Source organism: Streptomyces plumbidurans, from assembly GCF_019857225.1.
Lineage (GTDB): Bacteria > Actinomycetota > Actinomycetes > Streptomycetales > Streptomycetaceae > Streptomyces > Streptomyces plumbidurans.
The window spans coordinates 90223-105217 of the sequence record NZ_JAFJSY010000031.1; the positions used below are offsets into that span (position 1 = coordinate 90223).

16 protein-coding genes and 1 tRNA gene are annotated in these 14995 nt (G+C 70.0%); 7 read left to right on the plus strand and 10 right to left on the minus strand.

What is annotated here, in order from left to right:
• Positions 1 to 15: 15 nt before the first annotated feature.
• Positions 16 to 240 (minus strand): DUF2277 domain-containing protein, encoded by a 225-nt coding sequence (locus JYK17_RS21095; RefSeq protein ID WP_108008070.1) that lies wholly within the window; start codon positions 238 to 240, stop codon positions 16 to 18.
• A 124-nt stretch (positions 241 to 364) separates the two neighbouring features.
• Between JYK17_RS21095 and JYK17_RS21100 the strand changes: the two genes are divergently transcribed.
• Positions 365 to 694 carry a DUF8825 domain-containing protein gene (locus JYK17_RS21100; RefSeq protein WP_108007866.1) on the plus strand — a complete coding sequence of 110 codons (330 nt, stop codon included), beginning with the start codon at positions 365 to 367 and terminating at the stop codon, positions 692 to 694.
• A 204-nt stretch (positions 695 to 898) separates the two neighbouring features.
• Here JYK17_RS21100 and JYK17_RS21105 read toward each other — a convergent pair whose 3' ends face one another.
• Entirely contained in the window at positions 899 to 1486 is a 588-nt protein-coding gene (locus JYK17_RS21105) for an NADPH-dependent FMN reductase (protein ID WP_222810992.1), read from the minus strand.
• Between the two features lie 87 nt (positions 1487 to 1573).
• Here JYK17_RS21105 and JYK17_RS21110 point away from each other — a divergent pair, with 87 nt between their 5' ends.
• A complete protein-coding gene (locus JYK17_RS21110) occupies positions 1574 to 2062 on the plus strand; it encodes a MarR family winged helix-turn-helix transcriptional regulator (RefSeq protein ID WP_222810993.1) in 489 nt (162 codons plus the stop codon).
• Between the two features lie 98 nt (positions 2063 to 2160).
• The gene (locus JYK17_RS21115) at positions 2161 to 2679 is read left to right on the plus strand and encodes a proline dehydrogenase (protein WP_222810994.1); all 519 of its coding nucleotides are present in this window, start codon (positions 2161 to 2163) and stop codon (positions 2677 to 2679) included.
• A gap of 65 nt (positions 2680 to 2744) precedes the next feature.
• On the opposite strand, the gene JYK17_RS21120 is transcribed toward JYK17_RS21115, so the two are convergent.
• Positions 2745 to 2816: transfer RNA gene (locus tag JYK17_RS21120), tRNA-Val, on the minus strand.
• A gap of 217 nt (positions 2817 to 3033) precedes the next feature.
• Between JYK17_RS21120 and JYK17_RS21125 the strand changes: the two genes are divergently transcribed.
• Both JYK17_RS21125 and JYK17_RS21130 read left to right on the plus strand, forming a co-directional pair.
• On the plus strand, positions 3034 to 3804 hold the full coding sequence (locus tag JYK17_RS21125; protein ID WP_222810995.1) for a DUF4097 family beta strand repeat-containing protein: 771 nt from the start codon (positions 3034 to 3036) through the stop codon (positions 3802 to 3804).
• A gap of 81 nt (positions 3805 to 3885) precedes the next feature.
• Positions 3886 to 5259, plus strand: a complete 1374-nt coding sequence (locus tag JYK17_RS21130; RefSeq protein ID WP_108007861.1) for a hypothetical protein — start codon at positions 3886 to 3888, stop codon at positions 5257 to 5259.
• A 22-nt stretch (positions 5260 to 5281) separates the two neighbouring features.
• Here the strand turns inward: JYK17_RS21130 and JYK17_RS21135 are convergent, their stop codons facing one another.
• Positions 5282 to 6433, minus strand: coding sequence for an amidase domain-containing protein (locus tag JYK17_RS21135; protein ID WP_222810996.1), 1152 nt, complete (start codon positions 6431 to 6433; stop codon positions 5282 to 5284).
• Positions 6434 to 6535: 102 nt separating this feature from the next.
• Here JYK17_RS21135 and JYK17_RS21140 point away from each other — a divergent pair, with 102 nt between their 5' ends.
• Positions 6536 to 6757: an FmdB family zinc ribbon protein gene (locus JYK17_RS21140; protein ID WP_108007859.1), complete on the plus strand. Its 222-nt coding sequence runs from the start codon at positions 6536 to 6538 to the stop codon at positions 6755 to 6757.
• Here the strand turns inward: JYK17_RS21140 and JYK17_RS21145 are convergent.
• From JYK17_RS21145 to JYK17_RS21155, 3 genes are read right to left on the minus strand one after another with little or no spacing between them, the layout of a single operon-like run.
• Positions 6754 to 7626, minus strand: coding sequence for an HAD family hydrolase (locus tag JYK17_RS21145; protein ID WP_128803159.1), 873 nt, complete (start codon positions 7624 to 7626; stop codon positions 6754 to 6756). The genes JYK17_RS21140 and JYK17_RS21145 overlap by 4 nt on opposite strands.
• Positions 7626 to 10124, minus strand: a complete 2499-nt coding sequence (locus JYK17_RS21150; RefSeq protein ID WP_222811008.1) for a phosphoribosyltransferase — start codon at positions 10122 to 10124, stop codon at positions 7626 to 7628. The genes JYK17_RS21145 and JYK17_RS21150 overlap by 1 nt, the downstream gene beginning before the upstream one ends.
• A 20-nt stretch (positions 10125 to 10144) precedes the next feature.
• On the minus strand, positions 10145 to 11311 hold the full coding sequence (locus JYK17_RS21155) for an HpcH/HpaI aldolase/citrate lyase family protein (RefSeq protein ID WP_108007856.1): 1167 nt from the start codon (positions 11309 to 11311) through the stop codon (positions 10145 to 10147).
• A 208-nt stretch (positions 11312 to 11519) separates the two neighbouring features.
• Between JYK17_RS21155 and JYK17_RS21160 the strand changes: the two genes are divergently transcribed.
• Entirely contained in the window at positions 11520 to 12335 is an 816-nt protein-coding gene (locus tag JYK17_RS21160) for a TerD family protein (RefSeq protein WP_108007855.1), read from the plus strand.
• A 16-nt stretch (positions 12336 to 12351) separates the two neighbouring features.
• Here the strand turns inward: JYK17_RS21160 and JYK17_RS21165 are convergent, their stop codons facing one another.
• From JYK17_RS21165 to JYK17_RS21175, 3 genes are all read right to left on the minus strand, one after another.
• Complete coding sequence (locus tag JYK17_RS21165) at positions 12352 to 13089, minus strand: TerD family protein (RefSeq protein WP_108007854.1); 738 nt, start codon at positions 13087 to 13089, stop codon at positions 12352 to 12354.
• Between the two features lie 114 nt (positions 13090 to 13203).
• Positions 13204 to 14349: a DUF475 domain-containing protein gene (locus JYK17_RS21170; RefSeq protein WP_108007853.1), complete on the minus strand. Its 1146-nt coding sequence runs from the start codon at positions 14347 to 14349 to the stop codon at positions 13204 to 13206.
• 49 nt (positions 14350 to 14398) lie between these two features.
• A complete protein-coding gene (locus JYK17_RS21175) occupies positions 14399 to 14974 on the minus strand; it encodes a TerD family protein (RefSeq protein ID WP_016435504.1) in 576 nt (191 codons plus the stop codon).
• Between the last annotated feature and the right edge of the window lie 21 nt (positions 14975 to 14995).

Here is a 14995-nt window from a genome sequence, read left to right on the forward strand (position 1 = left end):
GCCCGAGACCTGCAGTCAGGCGCGCACCTTCTGGCCCCGTATCTCCAGACCGTCCAGCAGCTGAGCGGTGGCCTGGGCGACCGCGGCGACGGCCTGGTCGAACACCTCCCGGTTGTGCGCGGCGGGAGCCCGAAAGCCGGACACCTTCCGCACGTACTGCAGGGCCGCGGCCCTGATCTCGTCCTCCGTCGCCTCTTCGGGCAACGCGGGCGGGCGAAGTGTCTTGATGCTCCGGCACATGAGACCAGTCTCGCCCAACTGCGGTGCGCCTGCGAGGGTCCTTCGCGGGGCGGCCGCCGAACCGGACGGGTGAACCCCGGGAAGTTACTCGCATCCCAAATTCGAACAGGCGTAGCATTGCCGCGTGGCAGCGACCTATGACTTTCCGAGTGACCTCCTGGCCGGTCAGGAGGAGCTGCATCAGGTCCGGGCCGAGCTGTCGGCCCTGCTCAAGCGGCTCCCCTGGTCGGTGGAACCGCTGGACGGCTTCAGCGACGACAACGGCTGGCGCAAGGTGGAACGCCCCGCCTCCCCGGGCTGGACGGAAGACGAACAGGCCGAGGTGGAAAAGCTCCGCCGCCGCGAACACGAACTCGCCGTCTTCATCACCACCCACCGCTTCTGGGCAGAGGTAACAGCCACCGACCGCGTCGAGGCCCGCACACGCCTGAAGCACGCACAGGCCCCTTCCTAGGCCATGCCTGGCGCCGGCGATTGACCCTCTGGCGATGAGTGCGCCTTGTCCGCGATGACCGTGCCGGCCTTTGCCGCGGCCGCTGGGCGTCCACCCGAGGCACTCGCACAGATTCCAGCACCGGGGGTGGTCAGACCGCCGCGGGAGCGGCCCGGCGCCTGTTCGCATCCGCCATGACACGCCGTTGATCACCTGCCGGTGGCCTCATGCGGCCGTGGGTGTCTGTGTCTTGGCCTGGCGCACCCCGCGCAGGGCGCCGGACCAGGCGATCACCTGGTCGAGCATGTTGTCCACGGCGGTGTCGAGGCCCTCCTGGGGGAGGAAGGTGCCGGTGTGGAACGAGGGGTGTGTCGAGATGGTGGGCTGGGCTCGGACCGTGGCCACCTGGAGTTCGGCGAGGACGAGTCGCAGCGCCTCGGCGGCCCGGGCCCCGGCGACCCAGCCCCCGTAGCTGATGATCCCGGCGGCCTTGTCGTTCCACTCCCGGTAGACGTAGTCCAGGGCGTTCTTCAGGGCGCCGGGGTAGGAGTGGTTGTACTCGGGGACGAGGAAGACGTAGCCGTCGAAGCTGTCGATGAGTGCGCCCCAGGCGCGGGTGTGATCGTGCTGGTACTGCTGGAAGTTCGGGTTGCCGGGCTCGTCGAGGTTGCCGAGGTCGTGGTCGGCGAGGTCGATGAGTTCGTAGTCGGCGCCACCGTGGGCACGGGCGGCCTGCAGCACCCAGGCGGCGATCTGGTCGCCGCGGCGTCCGGGGCGGGTGCTTCCGAGGATGAGTGCGATGCGAAGTGACATGGCTTCCTTCCGGGAGAGTTGACGTATCAACTCTAAGGCGGCAGGAGTTGAAGTGACAACTCTGCTGGTCGCGGTATCCTCGGCGCCATGACGGAGACTCGATCGCTGGAACCCGAGGAGTGGGAGTTCTGGGATACCTGGATGCGCGCGCAGCGCCTGCTCACCAGAGAGCTGGAGCGTGGTCTACAGCATGACTGCGACATCTCGAAGGCCGAGTTCAGCCTGCTGGTGACGCTGTGGCAGGCCGCCGGCCGCGAGATGCGTGTCGGCGAGCTCTCCGAATCGCTCGACTGGGACAAGAGCCGCGTCTCACATCAGCTGACGCGCATGGAAAAACGCGGCTTCGTCAAGCGCACCCAGTACGGAGCCGACGGTCGCCGCGCGGGGGTCGGGCTGACCGCCGAGGGACGCCGCGCCGCCCAGAGTGCCATCCGCGTGCACGGCGGCAACATCCACCGCCACTTCCTCGACTCACTGACCCCCGAGCAGGCATCAGTCATCCGGGCATGGAGCGAGCAAGCAGTCGCTCGCCTGGAGCCGCACCGCAGCGAGGCTGCCGGCGACGGCGCGTCCTAGACCGGCGTCCCACACCGCCCTCATAGATGCCGCCGATACGGCCCTTGGCATTGCCGGACACGGCCTGGCACCGCATCGGGCGGGGACAGAATGGGATCATGGATGCCGGACTCGCTGCACTGCTCGGCGCCGCCGTGGGCTCCCTCGCCACCGTCGGCGCGGCCTGGGTGAACGGGCATGCGACGGCCCGCTCGCAGTCCGACCAGTGGCGCAGGCAGCACCGCAGGGACGCCTACGCGACCTACCTCGGCGCTCTTCACGACCGGGACGTCGCCATGGACGCGGTGTTGGACGCGGTCGAGCCGGAGTCTCTTGATCTGCGGGATGTGGACGAGAAAGTCCGCCGTTTCGTCGAGCTGGCCCGAGAGGTCCACCGTGCTGCGGAAGTCGTCATCCTTGAAGGTCCGCATTCCATGGCGGAAGCAGTCGACCGTGTGGGGCGCGCATCCGGTGACCTCTCCAGCGTGATGCGTCGGATGGTGAAAGACGCCCATGCACGGGACTCCTCCCGCAAGGCGGCGGACACTGCTCTCGCCGCCGAGCGAGAACGTGCTCTCTACCAGACCGTGAAGGACTTCCGCGCAGCAGCCGGCGAGGTCCTCGGCAACGCGTACTGACCGCACGCGCCCCTGAACAATTGCGAGGACCCCGGCCGCGATCGGCCGGGGTCCTCTTCATGACGTGGGCGCGGACGGTTTCGAACCGCCGACATCCTGCTTGTAAGGCAGGCGCTCTACCGCTGAGCTACGCACCCGGGAACAAGCCGACAGCCTACCTTGCCAGGGACGGTGTCCCGCAAACACGTATCAGGGTCCGGTCGGGGGTTTACCCCACCCCGAATCCGGGAGCGGCCCGGATCCCGCCACGGCCGTCCGCTCCGTACCTTCGAAGAGCCTCGGCACTTCCAAGAGGCCTTCACCGTCGGCACGTCGCGACGTGCCGACACATCCGCATCCCAGGGGGAGATCACCATGGTCCGTACCGTCACCGCCCGTACCGCTCTTGCTGCCGGGGTCGTGGTGGTTCTTGTCGGGGCGGCCACCGCGTGCGGGGCGTCCGCGGGGGACGACAAGGATCCCGATCACCGGTCGTTCGCGCTGCAGGGGCATACCCTCACCGTCGACTCGAACGACTCGGCGCTGGAGGTCGTCGCCGCGGACGGGAACGCGCGGGGGAAGGTGGAGGTCACCCGCTGGTTCCAGGGGACCGTCGCGCTGGGCAAGGACCCCAAGATCTCCTGGTCCATGAAGGACGACCGGCTCACCCTGCACGTGAAGTGCTCCGGCGTGATCGCGAACTGCTCGGCCAAGCACCGGGTCGAGGTGCCGCGCGGGGTCACCGTGAAGGTCGAGGACGGGGACGGGAGCGTGCAGGCGCGGGGGTTCGAGGACGCGCTGAACATCCGTACCGGCGACGGGTCCGTGCATGTCACCGACTCCAACGGGCCGCTCACCCTGCACACCGGTGACGGCTCCGTGCGCGCCGAGGTCTCCTCCCGGCAGGTCCGTGCCGACACCGGCGACGGCTCCGTGCGCCTCCAACTCGGCGCCGTGCCCGACCTGGTGGACTCCAGCAGCGACGACGGCTCCGTCACCATCGCGCTGCCGAAGGCCACGTACCGCGTGACCACGAAGACCGGCGACGGTTCGGTGGATGTGTCCGTGCCTCGTGACGACTCCAGCAAGCATGTGGTGTCCGCCCGGTCCGGCGACGGCAAAGTCACCGTCAAGACGGCGAACTGACCGGCCCGTGTGTTCGTCCCTAACCGGTGGGAGAATGAAACGAGGCACCGGCCAGGACGGATGACAGCACGGGAGAGGGATGTGACGGCGACACCTTCGCAGCCGTACCGGCCGTCGGTGCCGTACGCACACCGCCGGGCGATCGGGGACACCCTCGCCCTGCTCGCCCTGCCGCTGCTCGCCGCGCCGGCGCTGGCCGTCGCGTTCGCCGGCGGCGGCACCCGGCGCTGGTTCGGCGGCCGGTCCGAGAACCAGCGGGCGCAGGCGCAGGCGGCGAAGGACGCCGCGGCGGCCGCGTTCTACGAGCTGGACACCGCGCAGCGCGATCTGCGGATCTCGATCGAGACGATCATGGCGGTCGACGACACCCCGGCCGCCCGGCGCGCGGTGTCCGACTTCGAGGCGTTGGGCCGTCGTATCGACGAGGCCAGCCATCACTACATCGACGCAGTCGACGCCCATGATCTCGACCGCGACGACCTGGAGTCCTCGGTCGCTGCCCAGGCGCGCACCGAACTCGCCAGGGCCAAGGACGAACTGACCGACGTCAAGCGGGAGCTGGATCGTTTCGGCGAGGGACTCGCGCCGCTCCTGGGCAAGGCGGAGACCCAGCTGGCCCGGCTGGCTCCGGCCGTCGAGCGGGCCCGGCAGGGGCTGCTCGCCGCGTCGAACGCCCTGGACGCCGTACGGGAGACGGGGCTCAGGGCGGACGATCTCGCCGCTCGTCTCGCCGTCCTCGCCCCCGAGCTGACGAAGCTCAACGAGGGCGCGGGCCGGCACGGGGTGCCGCAGACCGTGGAGCGGGCCGAGCGCGTGGCGCGGGAGGCCGCGGCGGTCCGTGCGGAGGCGGAGCGGCTGCCGGAGAAGGCCGCCGAGATCGACCACCGGCTCGTCTCGCTGCGCACCCGCGCGCAGGCGCTGACCACGCGCGCCGGGCAGGTGGAGCCGGTGCTGAGCGAGCTGCGGCGGCGGTTCGTGGCCGCGTGCTGGCAGGACCTGCAGCATGTGCCGGACCAGGCCGGGGAGAACGTACGGCAGGCCGAGCAGAAGCTGAAGGAGGCCCAGGTCGCGCGGGACGAGCAGCGCTGGCCGGACGCGACCTCGCTGCTGACGACGGTCCGGGCGCTGCTGAACACCACCGACGAGTCCGTGTCGGCGGCCCGTGACCGGCTGCAGCGGTTGAACGCCGTGCAGAAGGATCCGCAGCAGGAGATCGACCGCACGCGCTTCGCGATCCGGGACGGGCAGCGGCTGGCCATGACGGGCCGGACCACACCCGACCCGCGGCACGCGCGACCGCTGGACGAGTCGGTGGCCCGGCTGGAGCGGGCGGTCGGCGCGCTGGAGGGCCGTCATCCGGACTACTGGCACTTCCTGACGGAGACCGACGCGGTTCGGCAGACGGTGGCGCGGGTGGTCGCGCAGATCCGGGAGGAGCGCGGGGGCGGGCACTGAGCCTGCGCCCCCGCGGGCGGGGTCAGCTGCGGTAGGCGTAGTAGGCCGCGTCCGGATTGGCGGCGATCAGGCTCGTCAGCGACCGCCGGTAGGTGTCCGCGCTGTGGTAGGTCAGATAGGGGACGCCGCTCGCGCTGCGGTAGGTGGTCAGCATCGAGTGCTCCTTGGACCCGTTGGCGTCGAAGTCCAGTTGCAGTACGTCGCCGATGTCCATCTGGTAGGCGTTGGCCAGCGGCGTCGTGCGCCGGGCGGTCTGGGTGAACCAGGACCACTCGTTCACGCCGATCCAGGTGAGGGACTCGCCGGACGCCTTGGAGTACCACGTCCCGTAGTCCGAGCCCGACCTGGTCACCTGCTTCCAGCCGCCGGCGTAGAGAGCCTGGCTGAGGAAGTTGGTGCAGTCCCCGCCGTCGCCGCCGTACTGGCGGTAGGCGGAGTTGTAGTACTTCCAGTACTTCTCGGCGTACGCCGCCATCGCCGCGTACTTGTACTTCGCCCCCGCGCCCAGGTTCTTGGCGCGCGCGGGAGCCGGATAGGTGATGGCCGCCCTGGGCGCGTCGATGACGTCGCTCGGGCGGGCCGCGTCCGGGGCGGCCGGGGCGGTCGTCCGGACGGGTTCGTTGAGCGGGCGGGGGCCCTGGTCGGTGAGGCGTTCGCCGGTGAGCTGCCAGGTGCCGTCCGGGGCGGCGGCGAAGGTGAGTTCGTGGTGGGCCACGAAGGCGGTGGTGGCGGGCTCGTCGCCGCGGATCCTCGCATACGTCAGTGTGGAGTTCTCGGTGACCTGGGCCGTGGCGGTACGTCCCCGGACCTGGACGCTGTCGACGGTGACCTCGGTGTCGGAGCCGGTGTAGGCCTCGCCGGCGTCCGCCAGGCGGGAGCGGGTGGCGTGCAGGGTCGTCAGGGCGGTGGCCTCGGACTTGGCCGCGGCGGCCGCCAGCCGCACCGCGCCGGTCGTCCTCGATGCCGTACGACCGGACGGGGACGGCTTTTCGACCAGGGCTGTCGTGCGGTCGGTGAACAGGGTGTCCGCGGCGCGGGCGAAGGCGTCGACGGTGGTCGCGGTCGCTTCGGGGGTGGGGGTTCCCTTGGCGGGGGCATCTGCGGTGGCGTTCGCGGCGGACAAGGGGAGCAGTGCGGTGGAGAGGGACAGGGCGGCCAGGGCGGTGCGTCTCACTGAGGGCTCTCCTTACGGCGACGGTGTTCATCGGCCTTTGTGTAGACCGCCCTGTGCCGCCGGTGCCGGTCGCCGCGCCGGGGGTCCCGTTAATCTGAGCGCATGCCTCGATATGAGTACCGCTGCCGGAGTTGCGGCGACACGTTTGAAGTCAGCCGGCCCATGGCTCAGTCCTCCGATCCGGCCGAGTGCCCTGCGGGGCATGCGGACACGGTGAAGCTGCTGTCAACGGTTGCTGTTGGGGGGACGACGTCTGCCTCTGCGGCTCCGCAGGGAGGGAGTGGGGGCGGGGGCGGTTGTTGTGGTGGGGGGTGCTGCGGCTAGGGCTGGGTGCGTTGTCGGGTGCGGGTGGGTAGTGGCTGGTCGCGCAGTTCCCCGCGCCCCCAAGACGCTGAGGTCTCCTTCAGGAGTTCTCGGAGGATTTGTTCTCCTGCCAGGACTCCTCGTTCGGGTAGGGCCGTGATGGCTGGGGCGGTCCAGTTGTCGTCCGCCAGCTCGCCGTGGCCGGGGCGCCAGCCCTTGTCGGCGGCGAGCAGCAGGTCGGCGTCCAGGAGGGAGTCGCCTGCGGCCAGGGTCAGGTCGGCGCCGGTGCGGCGGGCGACCTCTCGCATCGCGGCGCTCTTGGTGAGCGGCTTGGGGACGGCGTAGATCTTGCGGCCCTGGAGCGAGACCGTCCAGCCGCGGTTCTCCGCCCACACCGCGAGTTCCTTCACCCAGTCCTCGGGGAGCAGTTCGCGTTCGACGACGAGATAGGCGAAGAGGTCCTCGGCGACGCGGTGCTTGCGCACCCACGCCGGGTCCGCCGTCGCGAGCAGATGCTCCCGCACCTCGTCCAGCGGCGCGCACTGCTCGGCGAGGCGGGCCGTCACCTGCGTGTGCCAGTCCGGGTCGGAGTCGCCGTCCACCATCAGGTGGCCGCCGTTGGCGCAGATCGCGTACTTCGGGGGCGGGCCCGGCAGGTTGATGCGCTGGTACTGCCTGCGGGTCCGGGTCGTCGTCGGTACGAACACGGCCGCGTCGCCGAGTTCGGTCAGCAGCCCGGCCGCCGTCTCGGTCATGAACGACAGCGGTCTGCTCTCGTGCACCTCGACACAGAGCAGCCGCGGCGCCCGGGCGTCGGGCATGGTCAGCGCGAGGGCGGCCGCGGAGTAGATGAGCGTACGGTCGAGATCGCTCGCCACCAGCACCGGCATCAGACGTTCACCGCCCGGCCGTCGGCGCCGGTCGCGCCGCGGGTGTAGTGCGGGTGGATCAACCCCACGCAGGTGTACGGCAGTTCGCCGACCTCCTCGACGGGCACGCCGCGCTGCCCGGCCAGCAGGCGGACATGGTCCAGGTCGGCACCCGCCCCGGCTCGCGCCAGGATCTTCCAGGGCACCCGGCGCAGCAGCACCCGGGTGGTCTCGCCGACGCCGGGCTTGACGAGGTTCACGTCGTGGATGCCGTACTCCTCGCTGATGCGCTCGACGGCCGCCCACCCTTCCCATGTCGGCTCGCGGTCGCCGGACAGCAGTTCCTTGGCCTGCGCGTCCACGGCCTCGGCGACGTCCGGGAAACGGGCGGCGACGGCGTCGAGGAAGTCCACCGAGACGTCGGCGCCGGCGAGTTCGCGGTAGAACTTGGCGCCGTGGAAGTCGTACGGGCCGACCAGGTCCGCGCGCAGCACGGTGCGCGATATCAGGCCCGAGACCGTGGAGTTGAGGCAGGCGGAGGGGATGAGGAAGTCCTCCCGGGTGCCGTACGTCCGCACGCAGGAGCCCGGGTCCGCCAGCACCGCGATCTCCGGGTCGAAGCCGGTGATGCCGTCGGATGCCTCGAACTCCTCGATGGCGGCGGCCAGTTCGCGGGTGATGGCGCCCTTGCCGGTCCAGCCGTCGACGAAGACGACGTCGGCCGGGTCGTGGTGGGCGGCCAGCCAGCGCAGGGCGTTGGCGTCGATGCCGCGGCCGCGCACGATGGAGACGGCGTAGTGCGGCAGGTCCAGGCCGTGCCGGAACTGCGCCCAGCGGCGCATCAGCACGCCGATGGGGGTGCCCGCGCGGGCCAGCGACACCAGGACGGGCCGGGGCGAGCGCTCGGCGAGGACGATCTCGGTGACGGCGCCGACGGCCCGCGCGATCCGGGTGGCGGTCGTCTCCAGGGCCGCGTGGTACAGCTCCTGGTAGTGCTCGCTCGGCTGGTACTCGACGGGCAGCGACTCGGCGTAGTGCGCGCCCCCGCTCTGAATGGCCTCCTCGCGCTCCTCCGTCGGCGCCTCCAGCGTGACGTCCGAGAGGTCCTGGAGCAGCCAGCCGACGTCCTCGGGCGGGTACGAGGAGAAGGCGGGGCCGCGGAGGGGGTCGGGCAGCATGGCGGGCCTTTCGGGGACGTACGAGGGCACGACCGCGAGGACGACGTGCGGGGTGTGCTCCGCCAGCTTGGCCAACAGGCCGTCGGGCGCGTGCAGTTCAGGGGTGTCGGCGGTCGAGTCGACCACGGCTATCACAGCGTCGAAGCCGGCGCCGGCGACGTTGTACGCGTACCGCTCGCCGGGGCCGTCCGCGGGGTTGTCGTGGGCGGGGAAGGTTATGCGGCTGCGTATCGCGTAGCCGGGGTCGTCGACGGCGAGCACCGGGGAGCGGGTGGTCGTCGAGTAGCGCACCTCGGCGTCGATCACCTGCTCCAGTTCGCGGGCGAGTCTGAGGGGGGTGTACATCAGCTCCTCGAAGCCGAGCGTCAGCACGCGGCTTGCAGCAGGGGGCAGCGCTTCCGCTAGGCGGGCTGCCATGGCGGGGAGGGCTGATTCCAGGAGGGTTCTGTGGGCCGGGGTGAAGCCGTGACGTCCGCCGTCGGGGAGGTTGCGGGGCCACAGGAGGTCTATGCGCTTTACGGCCGGGTGCGGGTTGTCTGTGGTTGCTCGCGCAGTTCCCCGCGCCCCTGAAAAGCCGGGGGTGCCGGCAGCGTCCTCCAGGGGCGCGGGGAACTGCGCCCTCTCCGCCTCGTACCGCGCCACCAACTCCCGCCCTTTTTCCAGCACCCCTTCGGGCAGCCGTACCGTCCCCGAGGCGGCGGTCACGAGGTCGACGCGCGCCCCGATCTCCGCGGCGAACTCCGCGAGCCGCCCCGCGTCGGCGGGTGACCGCATGTCGACCAGAGCGACCACGACGTACCGCCGCCGCGGATAGCGAGCGTGCAGGTCGCGGACGGTGTTCAGGACCGTGTTGCCCGTGGAGAACTCGTCGTCGACCAGCACCAGTGGCCCGTCCCCGGCCAGCAGCGCAGCATCCTCCGGCAGCAGCAGGTGGGACGTCGCGTGGGAGTGGGACTCCTCGAAGCCGCCGGCAGGCGTCACTCCTGGGACCGGGCGGCGTGTGGAGTGCAGGTAGGGCGCGAGTCCGATCCCGTCGGCGACCGAGTGGCCGAGGCCCGTCGCCGTCTCGGCGTACCCGAGCACGACCGCGTCCGCGGCCTCCTCGCCGAGCAGGTCCCGCACCCGGCGGCCCAGCGCAAGGCCGTAGCCGTAGACGACGGCCGGTGACTGCGGTACGTGCTTGCCGAGCACGTTGGAGACCAGCAGGTGCGCCCGCTTGGGGTTGCGCCGGAGCGCCAGCCCGAGCAGGTCGGTCAGCTTGTCGTCGCCCACGAGTTCGACGCCGAGCCGCTGTGCGACCCAGCTGCCGGACCAGACCCCGTTGTTCACTGCGTTGATGATGCGTCCCTAGATAGTGCGGCTCAGCCGGTGACGCCGGCGGCGAGCAGGTCGACGAAGCTGACGTCCTCGCGTGCGACGCCGAAGGCCTCGGCCCGCAGCATGGTCCGCTCCGCCCAGGCGCGGTGCGGCTTCACCTCGTTCATCTTGTTCGTGTACGCCGATCTGAGCACACCCCCGCCGCCGCTTTCCGGCCGCAGGATGTCCGAGGCGTCCCGGAACTCTTCGTGGCTGACCACGGACAGCGCGTGCACGGGCAGTACGTGGGAGGGGTGGATGCAGGTCTTGCCCAGCAGGCCGTTGGCCTGGTCCAGGGAGATCTCCCGCAGCAGCCCGTCCATGGCGTGCTCAATCAGTTTCTCGCGCAGTTCGACGGCCTGCCCCTCGAGGAAGGGGCTGGTGCGCAGCATCGGCTTGAACATGCGCTCCGGCACCCGGAAGTACTCCCACACCGGTCCGGTCACGGTGAACCCGGTGCCGTCGACGCGGCCCAGCAGGTTCACCACGTCGGAGATCACGGAGGCGACGACGTGGACGTCGTAGGCCGTCATGTCGGGGGCGCGGCGCAGGCCGTAGGTGGAGCAGAAGTCGGTCACGCCGAGGCGCAGCGCGAGCACGCGGTCGCGGTACTTGTCGACGACGCGGGCGATGCCCTCCAGGCTCTCCACCCGCGACTCGCGGTAGAGCAGCTCGGGCGACTCCAGCACCGGCATGGCGAACAGCCGCTGTCCGCTCGCGGCCTCGGCGCCTGCGAGGGCCTCCAGGAAGGGGATGCCGCGCTCCGCGGTGAACTTGGGCAGGACGAATCCGGAGAGCAGCCGGACGGACGGGCCGAGCCGCTCGACGAGGTCGGGGATCTGCTCGGGCGTACGGACGCGGACGAACAGCAGCGGGAGGTCGGCCCCGCGTCGCGTGTCGAGCGCGGTGAACTGGCGGACGAGGTTCTCCTCCCCCGCCGCGACGTCCGCGTCGTCGATGGAGTCCTCCAGGCACAGGACCATGGAGACCACACCGCGCTCGGACTGCTTGACGATGTCGTCGGCGAGCTGCGGGCGGGTGGCGGGGCTGTAGAGCGTGGCGCCCAGGGCCGCGGCGAGCAGCCGGGCCGGGGAGTCGGCGGTGAACTCGCACGGCTCCTGATGGAAGAGGCGCCGTCGCACCTCAGGGGCAAGATGCCCGAAATGACGCATGGAACTCCCCCGTGGTGCAAGGTAAGGCTGTGGATTCGGTAAACAGGTGGCCGGTAATAGTACGTAGGGACCCATGTCAGGGGTTCCCGACAGGCGTGAATTTCTGGTAACTCGGCCATGTCGACGGCGATTGGGCACACCGTCCGCACGGCCGCGGTTCTCCCACCCCGCGTTGTCGTGACCAGGACCGAGAGGGCAGGATGACCGCATGACGCACGCGATGCTGAAGGGGTCGAACGTCCCGCTGGAGGCCACCACGGTACGTGCCGTGCTGCGCTGGACCCCCGGGCAGGGGGTCCCGGACGTCGACGCCTCGGCGCTGCTCCTCGGCCCCGACGGTCGTGTGCGCTCCGACGAGGACTTCGTCTTCTACAACCAGCCCCGGCATCCGTCAGGGAAGGCGCGGTGGCTCGGCAAGAAGCGGGTCACCGACGGTCTCACCGACACGATCCAGACAGATCTTGCCGGAGTCGAGGCCGATGTCAGCCGGATTCTTCTGGTCGCTTCGGCCGACGACGTCACCTTCGACCGCGTACAGGCTCTGCGCATCCTGCTGTACGACGCGGCGGGCGGCGACGAGCCGCTGCTGCACTTCGACATCAAGCCCGAGACGGGCCAGGAGACCGCCCTGATCTGCGGTGAGCTCTACCGCCGGGACGGGATGTGGAAGTTCCGCGCCCTGGGCGAGGGCTACTCGAACGGTCTGAAGGGTCTGGCCACCGAGTTCGGCATCTCGGTGGACGAGTCGGAGATGCCCGCCGAGCCGGCCCCGCAGGCGGCCACGGCGTCCGCGCCGGAGTTCTCCCAGCCGCTTCCGCCCGAGCAGCCCACCGCGGTCCCGGTCCAGCCGGCGTACGGCTATCCCCAGCAGCCGCCCGCCACCCAGCCCGCCTACGGCTATCCGCAGCCCGCGGCGGCCGCGCCCGCCGCCCAGTCCGGCTACGGCTACCCGCCGCCGGTGACGGCCGTGCCGGACCCGGACTTCAGGATGCCGCCCCAGGGCCCGCAGTTCATCGGCCGCTGACGCGCACCCCGCGCGCTCAGCGGTCCACCTTGGACTTGTATCCCCGGCCCCACTGCAGCCCCCAGCCGTACAGCCGGTCCAGCTCGGCCTGGAAGCCGTAGACGAACTTCACCTCGCGGCGCACGACCAGCTCGCCCTTGACGTTCTCGATCATCACGACGGCGCAGGACCGGGCCTGCGGGTGGCGTTCGTCGAGGTGGATCTCGATGCGCGGGCCGTTGCTCGGGTAGAGCGTGACGATCGCGTGCGTACGGTCGAAGGCGGGCGTCTGGTCGTAGATGTACACGAAGACCAGCAGCCGCTTTATCTCCTCGCGGTGGTCGAGGTTGACGTACATCGTCTCGCCGGACGCCGATCCGAACCGGTCGTCACCGCTGAGCTTGACGTACGGCGCGGCGTTCACGTCGCCGAAGTAGCCGCCGAGCGGCTGCACGACGCCCTTGGTGCCGTCCATGAGTTCGTAGAGGCAGCCCAGGTCGAGGTCGACGTTGACCATGCTCTGGCCGTGCCCCATGATCTCGGCGGGCTTGAGCGCCTTGAAGGGGTGGCGGAACAGGGACTCCCGCGAGGAGCCGCCGATGTCGGACGTGCGCATCCGCCAGCTCAGGTTGACCCGCAGGTGGCCCGTGGCGGCGCCCTGCTTGGTGAGTGAGACCTGGTGGTGCCGTTTGGTCAGCTCGATGGCGTTCGTGGCCGCGTTGCCCGAGTCGAAGTCGGCCTCGCGCCCGCCCCACAGTCCGTCCAAGAAGCCCATTTCCGCCCCCAGAATCATCCGGGTTCCGCTGAACCCGGCCTGCCCTCGCACAACCGGCGGGGCGGCCGGAGGCCCGGCCGCCCCGCTCAGAGCGTTCCCGTGTCCGCGGGTGCGTCACACCCCGGACGAGACCTCGGTCTTCTCGTCGGAGCCCTCGCTTCCCCCGGCCTCCGCGATGGCGCGGTTGCGGCGCACGGAGGACCAGAAGGACCAGGCGATCAGGATGACGCCCACGAGGCCGGTGATGACCTCGTTGATCTCGTACTGGATGGTGACCATGAGGATCACGGCCAGTGCGCCGATCGCGTAGTGCGCGCCGTGTTCCAGGTAGACGTAGTCGTCCAGGGTGCCCTGGCGGACCAGGTAGACGGTGAGCGAGCGGACGTACATCGCGCCGATGCCCAGGCCCAGCGCCATCAGAACGATGTCGTTGGTGATGGCGAACGCGCCGATCACGCCGTCGAAGGAGAAGGACGCGTCCAGGACCTCGAGGTAGAGGAACATGAAGAACGCCGCCTGGCCCGCCAGCATGACGGGCGATTTCTTCTTGCCGGTGCGTTCGGCCTCTTCCTCCTCCTCGTGCTCGCGTTCCTCCTCGGCTTCGAGGCGGTCCTCGAAGTAGCCCGACAGGCCGCCGACCACCATGTACGTGATCAGGCCCGCGATGCCGGCGATCAGCACCGTCTGCGCCTTGTCCGCGTGGGCGCCGCCGTGCTGGTGGGCAGAGGTGGCGAAGGTGAAGGAGGTGATCAGCAGGACGATCAGGGCGATGCAGACCGACAGCATGTCGACCTTGCCGAGCTTGGCCAGGGGCCGCTCGATCCAGCGCAGCCACTGGATGTCCCGGTCCTCGAAGATGAAGTCGAGGAAGATCATCAGCAGGAACATGCCACCGAAGGCCGCGATCGCCGGGTGGGCGTCGGTGACCAGTTGCTGGTAGCGGTCCTTGTTGTTCAGGGCGAGGTCGACGGCCTGGATGGGGCCCATCTTGGCGGTGACGGCGACGATGACGACGGGGAACACCAGTCGCATGCCGAAGACGGCGATGAGGACGCCGACCGTGAGGAAGATCTTCTGCCAGAAGGCACTCATCTTCTTCAGGATCCCGGCGTTGACCACCGCGTTGTCGAACGAGAGGGAGATCTCCAGGACGGCGAGGATCGCCACGATGCCGAAGGCCTCCCACCCCCCGTAGAAGACCGCCGCGACCAGGCCGACCGCGGTAATCGCGAACGACCAGCCGAAGGTTTTCAGAAGCACTGGCTACCCAATCCTGTAGGTACGGGTCTCCCCCGCGCCGTACTCGGCTTTACGAAACATTGACTCCGAAGTCTAGAGCGATGCCCCGCAGTCCGGACGCGTACCCCTGACCTACTGCTCGGAACTTCCATTCGCCCTGGTAGCGATAGAGCTCGCCGAAGATCATCGCCGTCTCGGTGGAGGCGTCCTCGCTGAGGTCGTAGCGCGCGAGCTCCTGGCCGTCGGCCTGGTTGACGACGCGGATGAAGGCGTTGCTGACCTGGCCGAAGGTCTGGCCGCGCTCGTCGGCCATGTGGATGGAGACGGGGAAGACGATCTTGTCGCACTGGGCGGGCACCTTGACGAGGTCCACCAGGATCGACTCGTCGTCGCCCTCGCCCTCACCGGTGAGGTTGTCGCCGGTGTGCTCGACCGAGCCGTCCGGGCTCTTGAGCTGGTTGTAGAAGACGAACCACTCGTCACCCATCACCCGTCCCCCGGTGCACAGCAGGGCGCTGGCGTCGAGGTCGAAGGGGGCTCCGGTGGTGGAGCGCGCGTCCCAGCCGAGCCCGACCATCACCTGCGTGAGGTTGGGTGCGGCCTTGGAGAGGGAGACATTGCCCCCCTTGGCGAGCGTGACGCCCATGATGCTGGTCCTCCCCGAGAT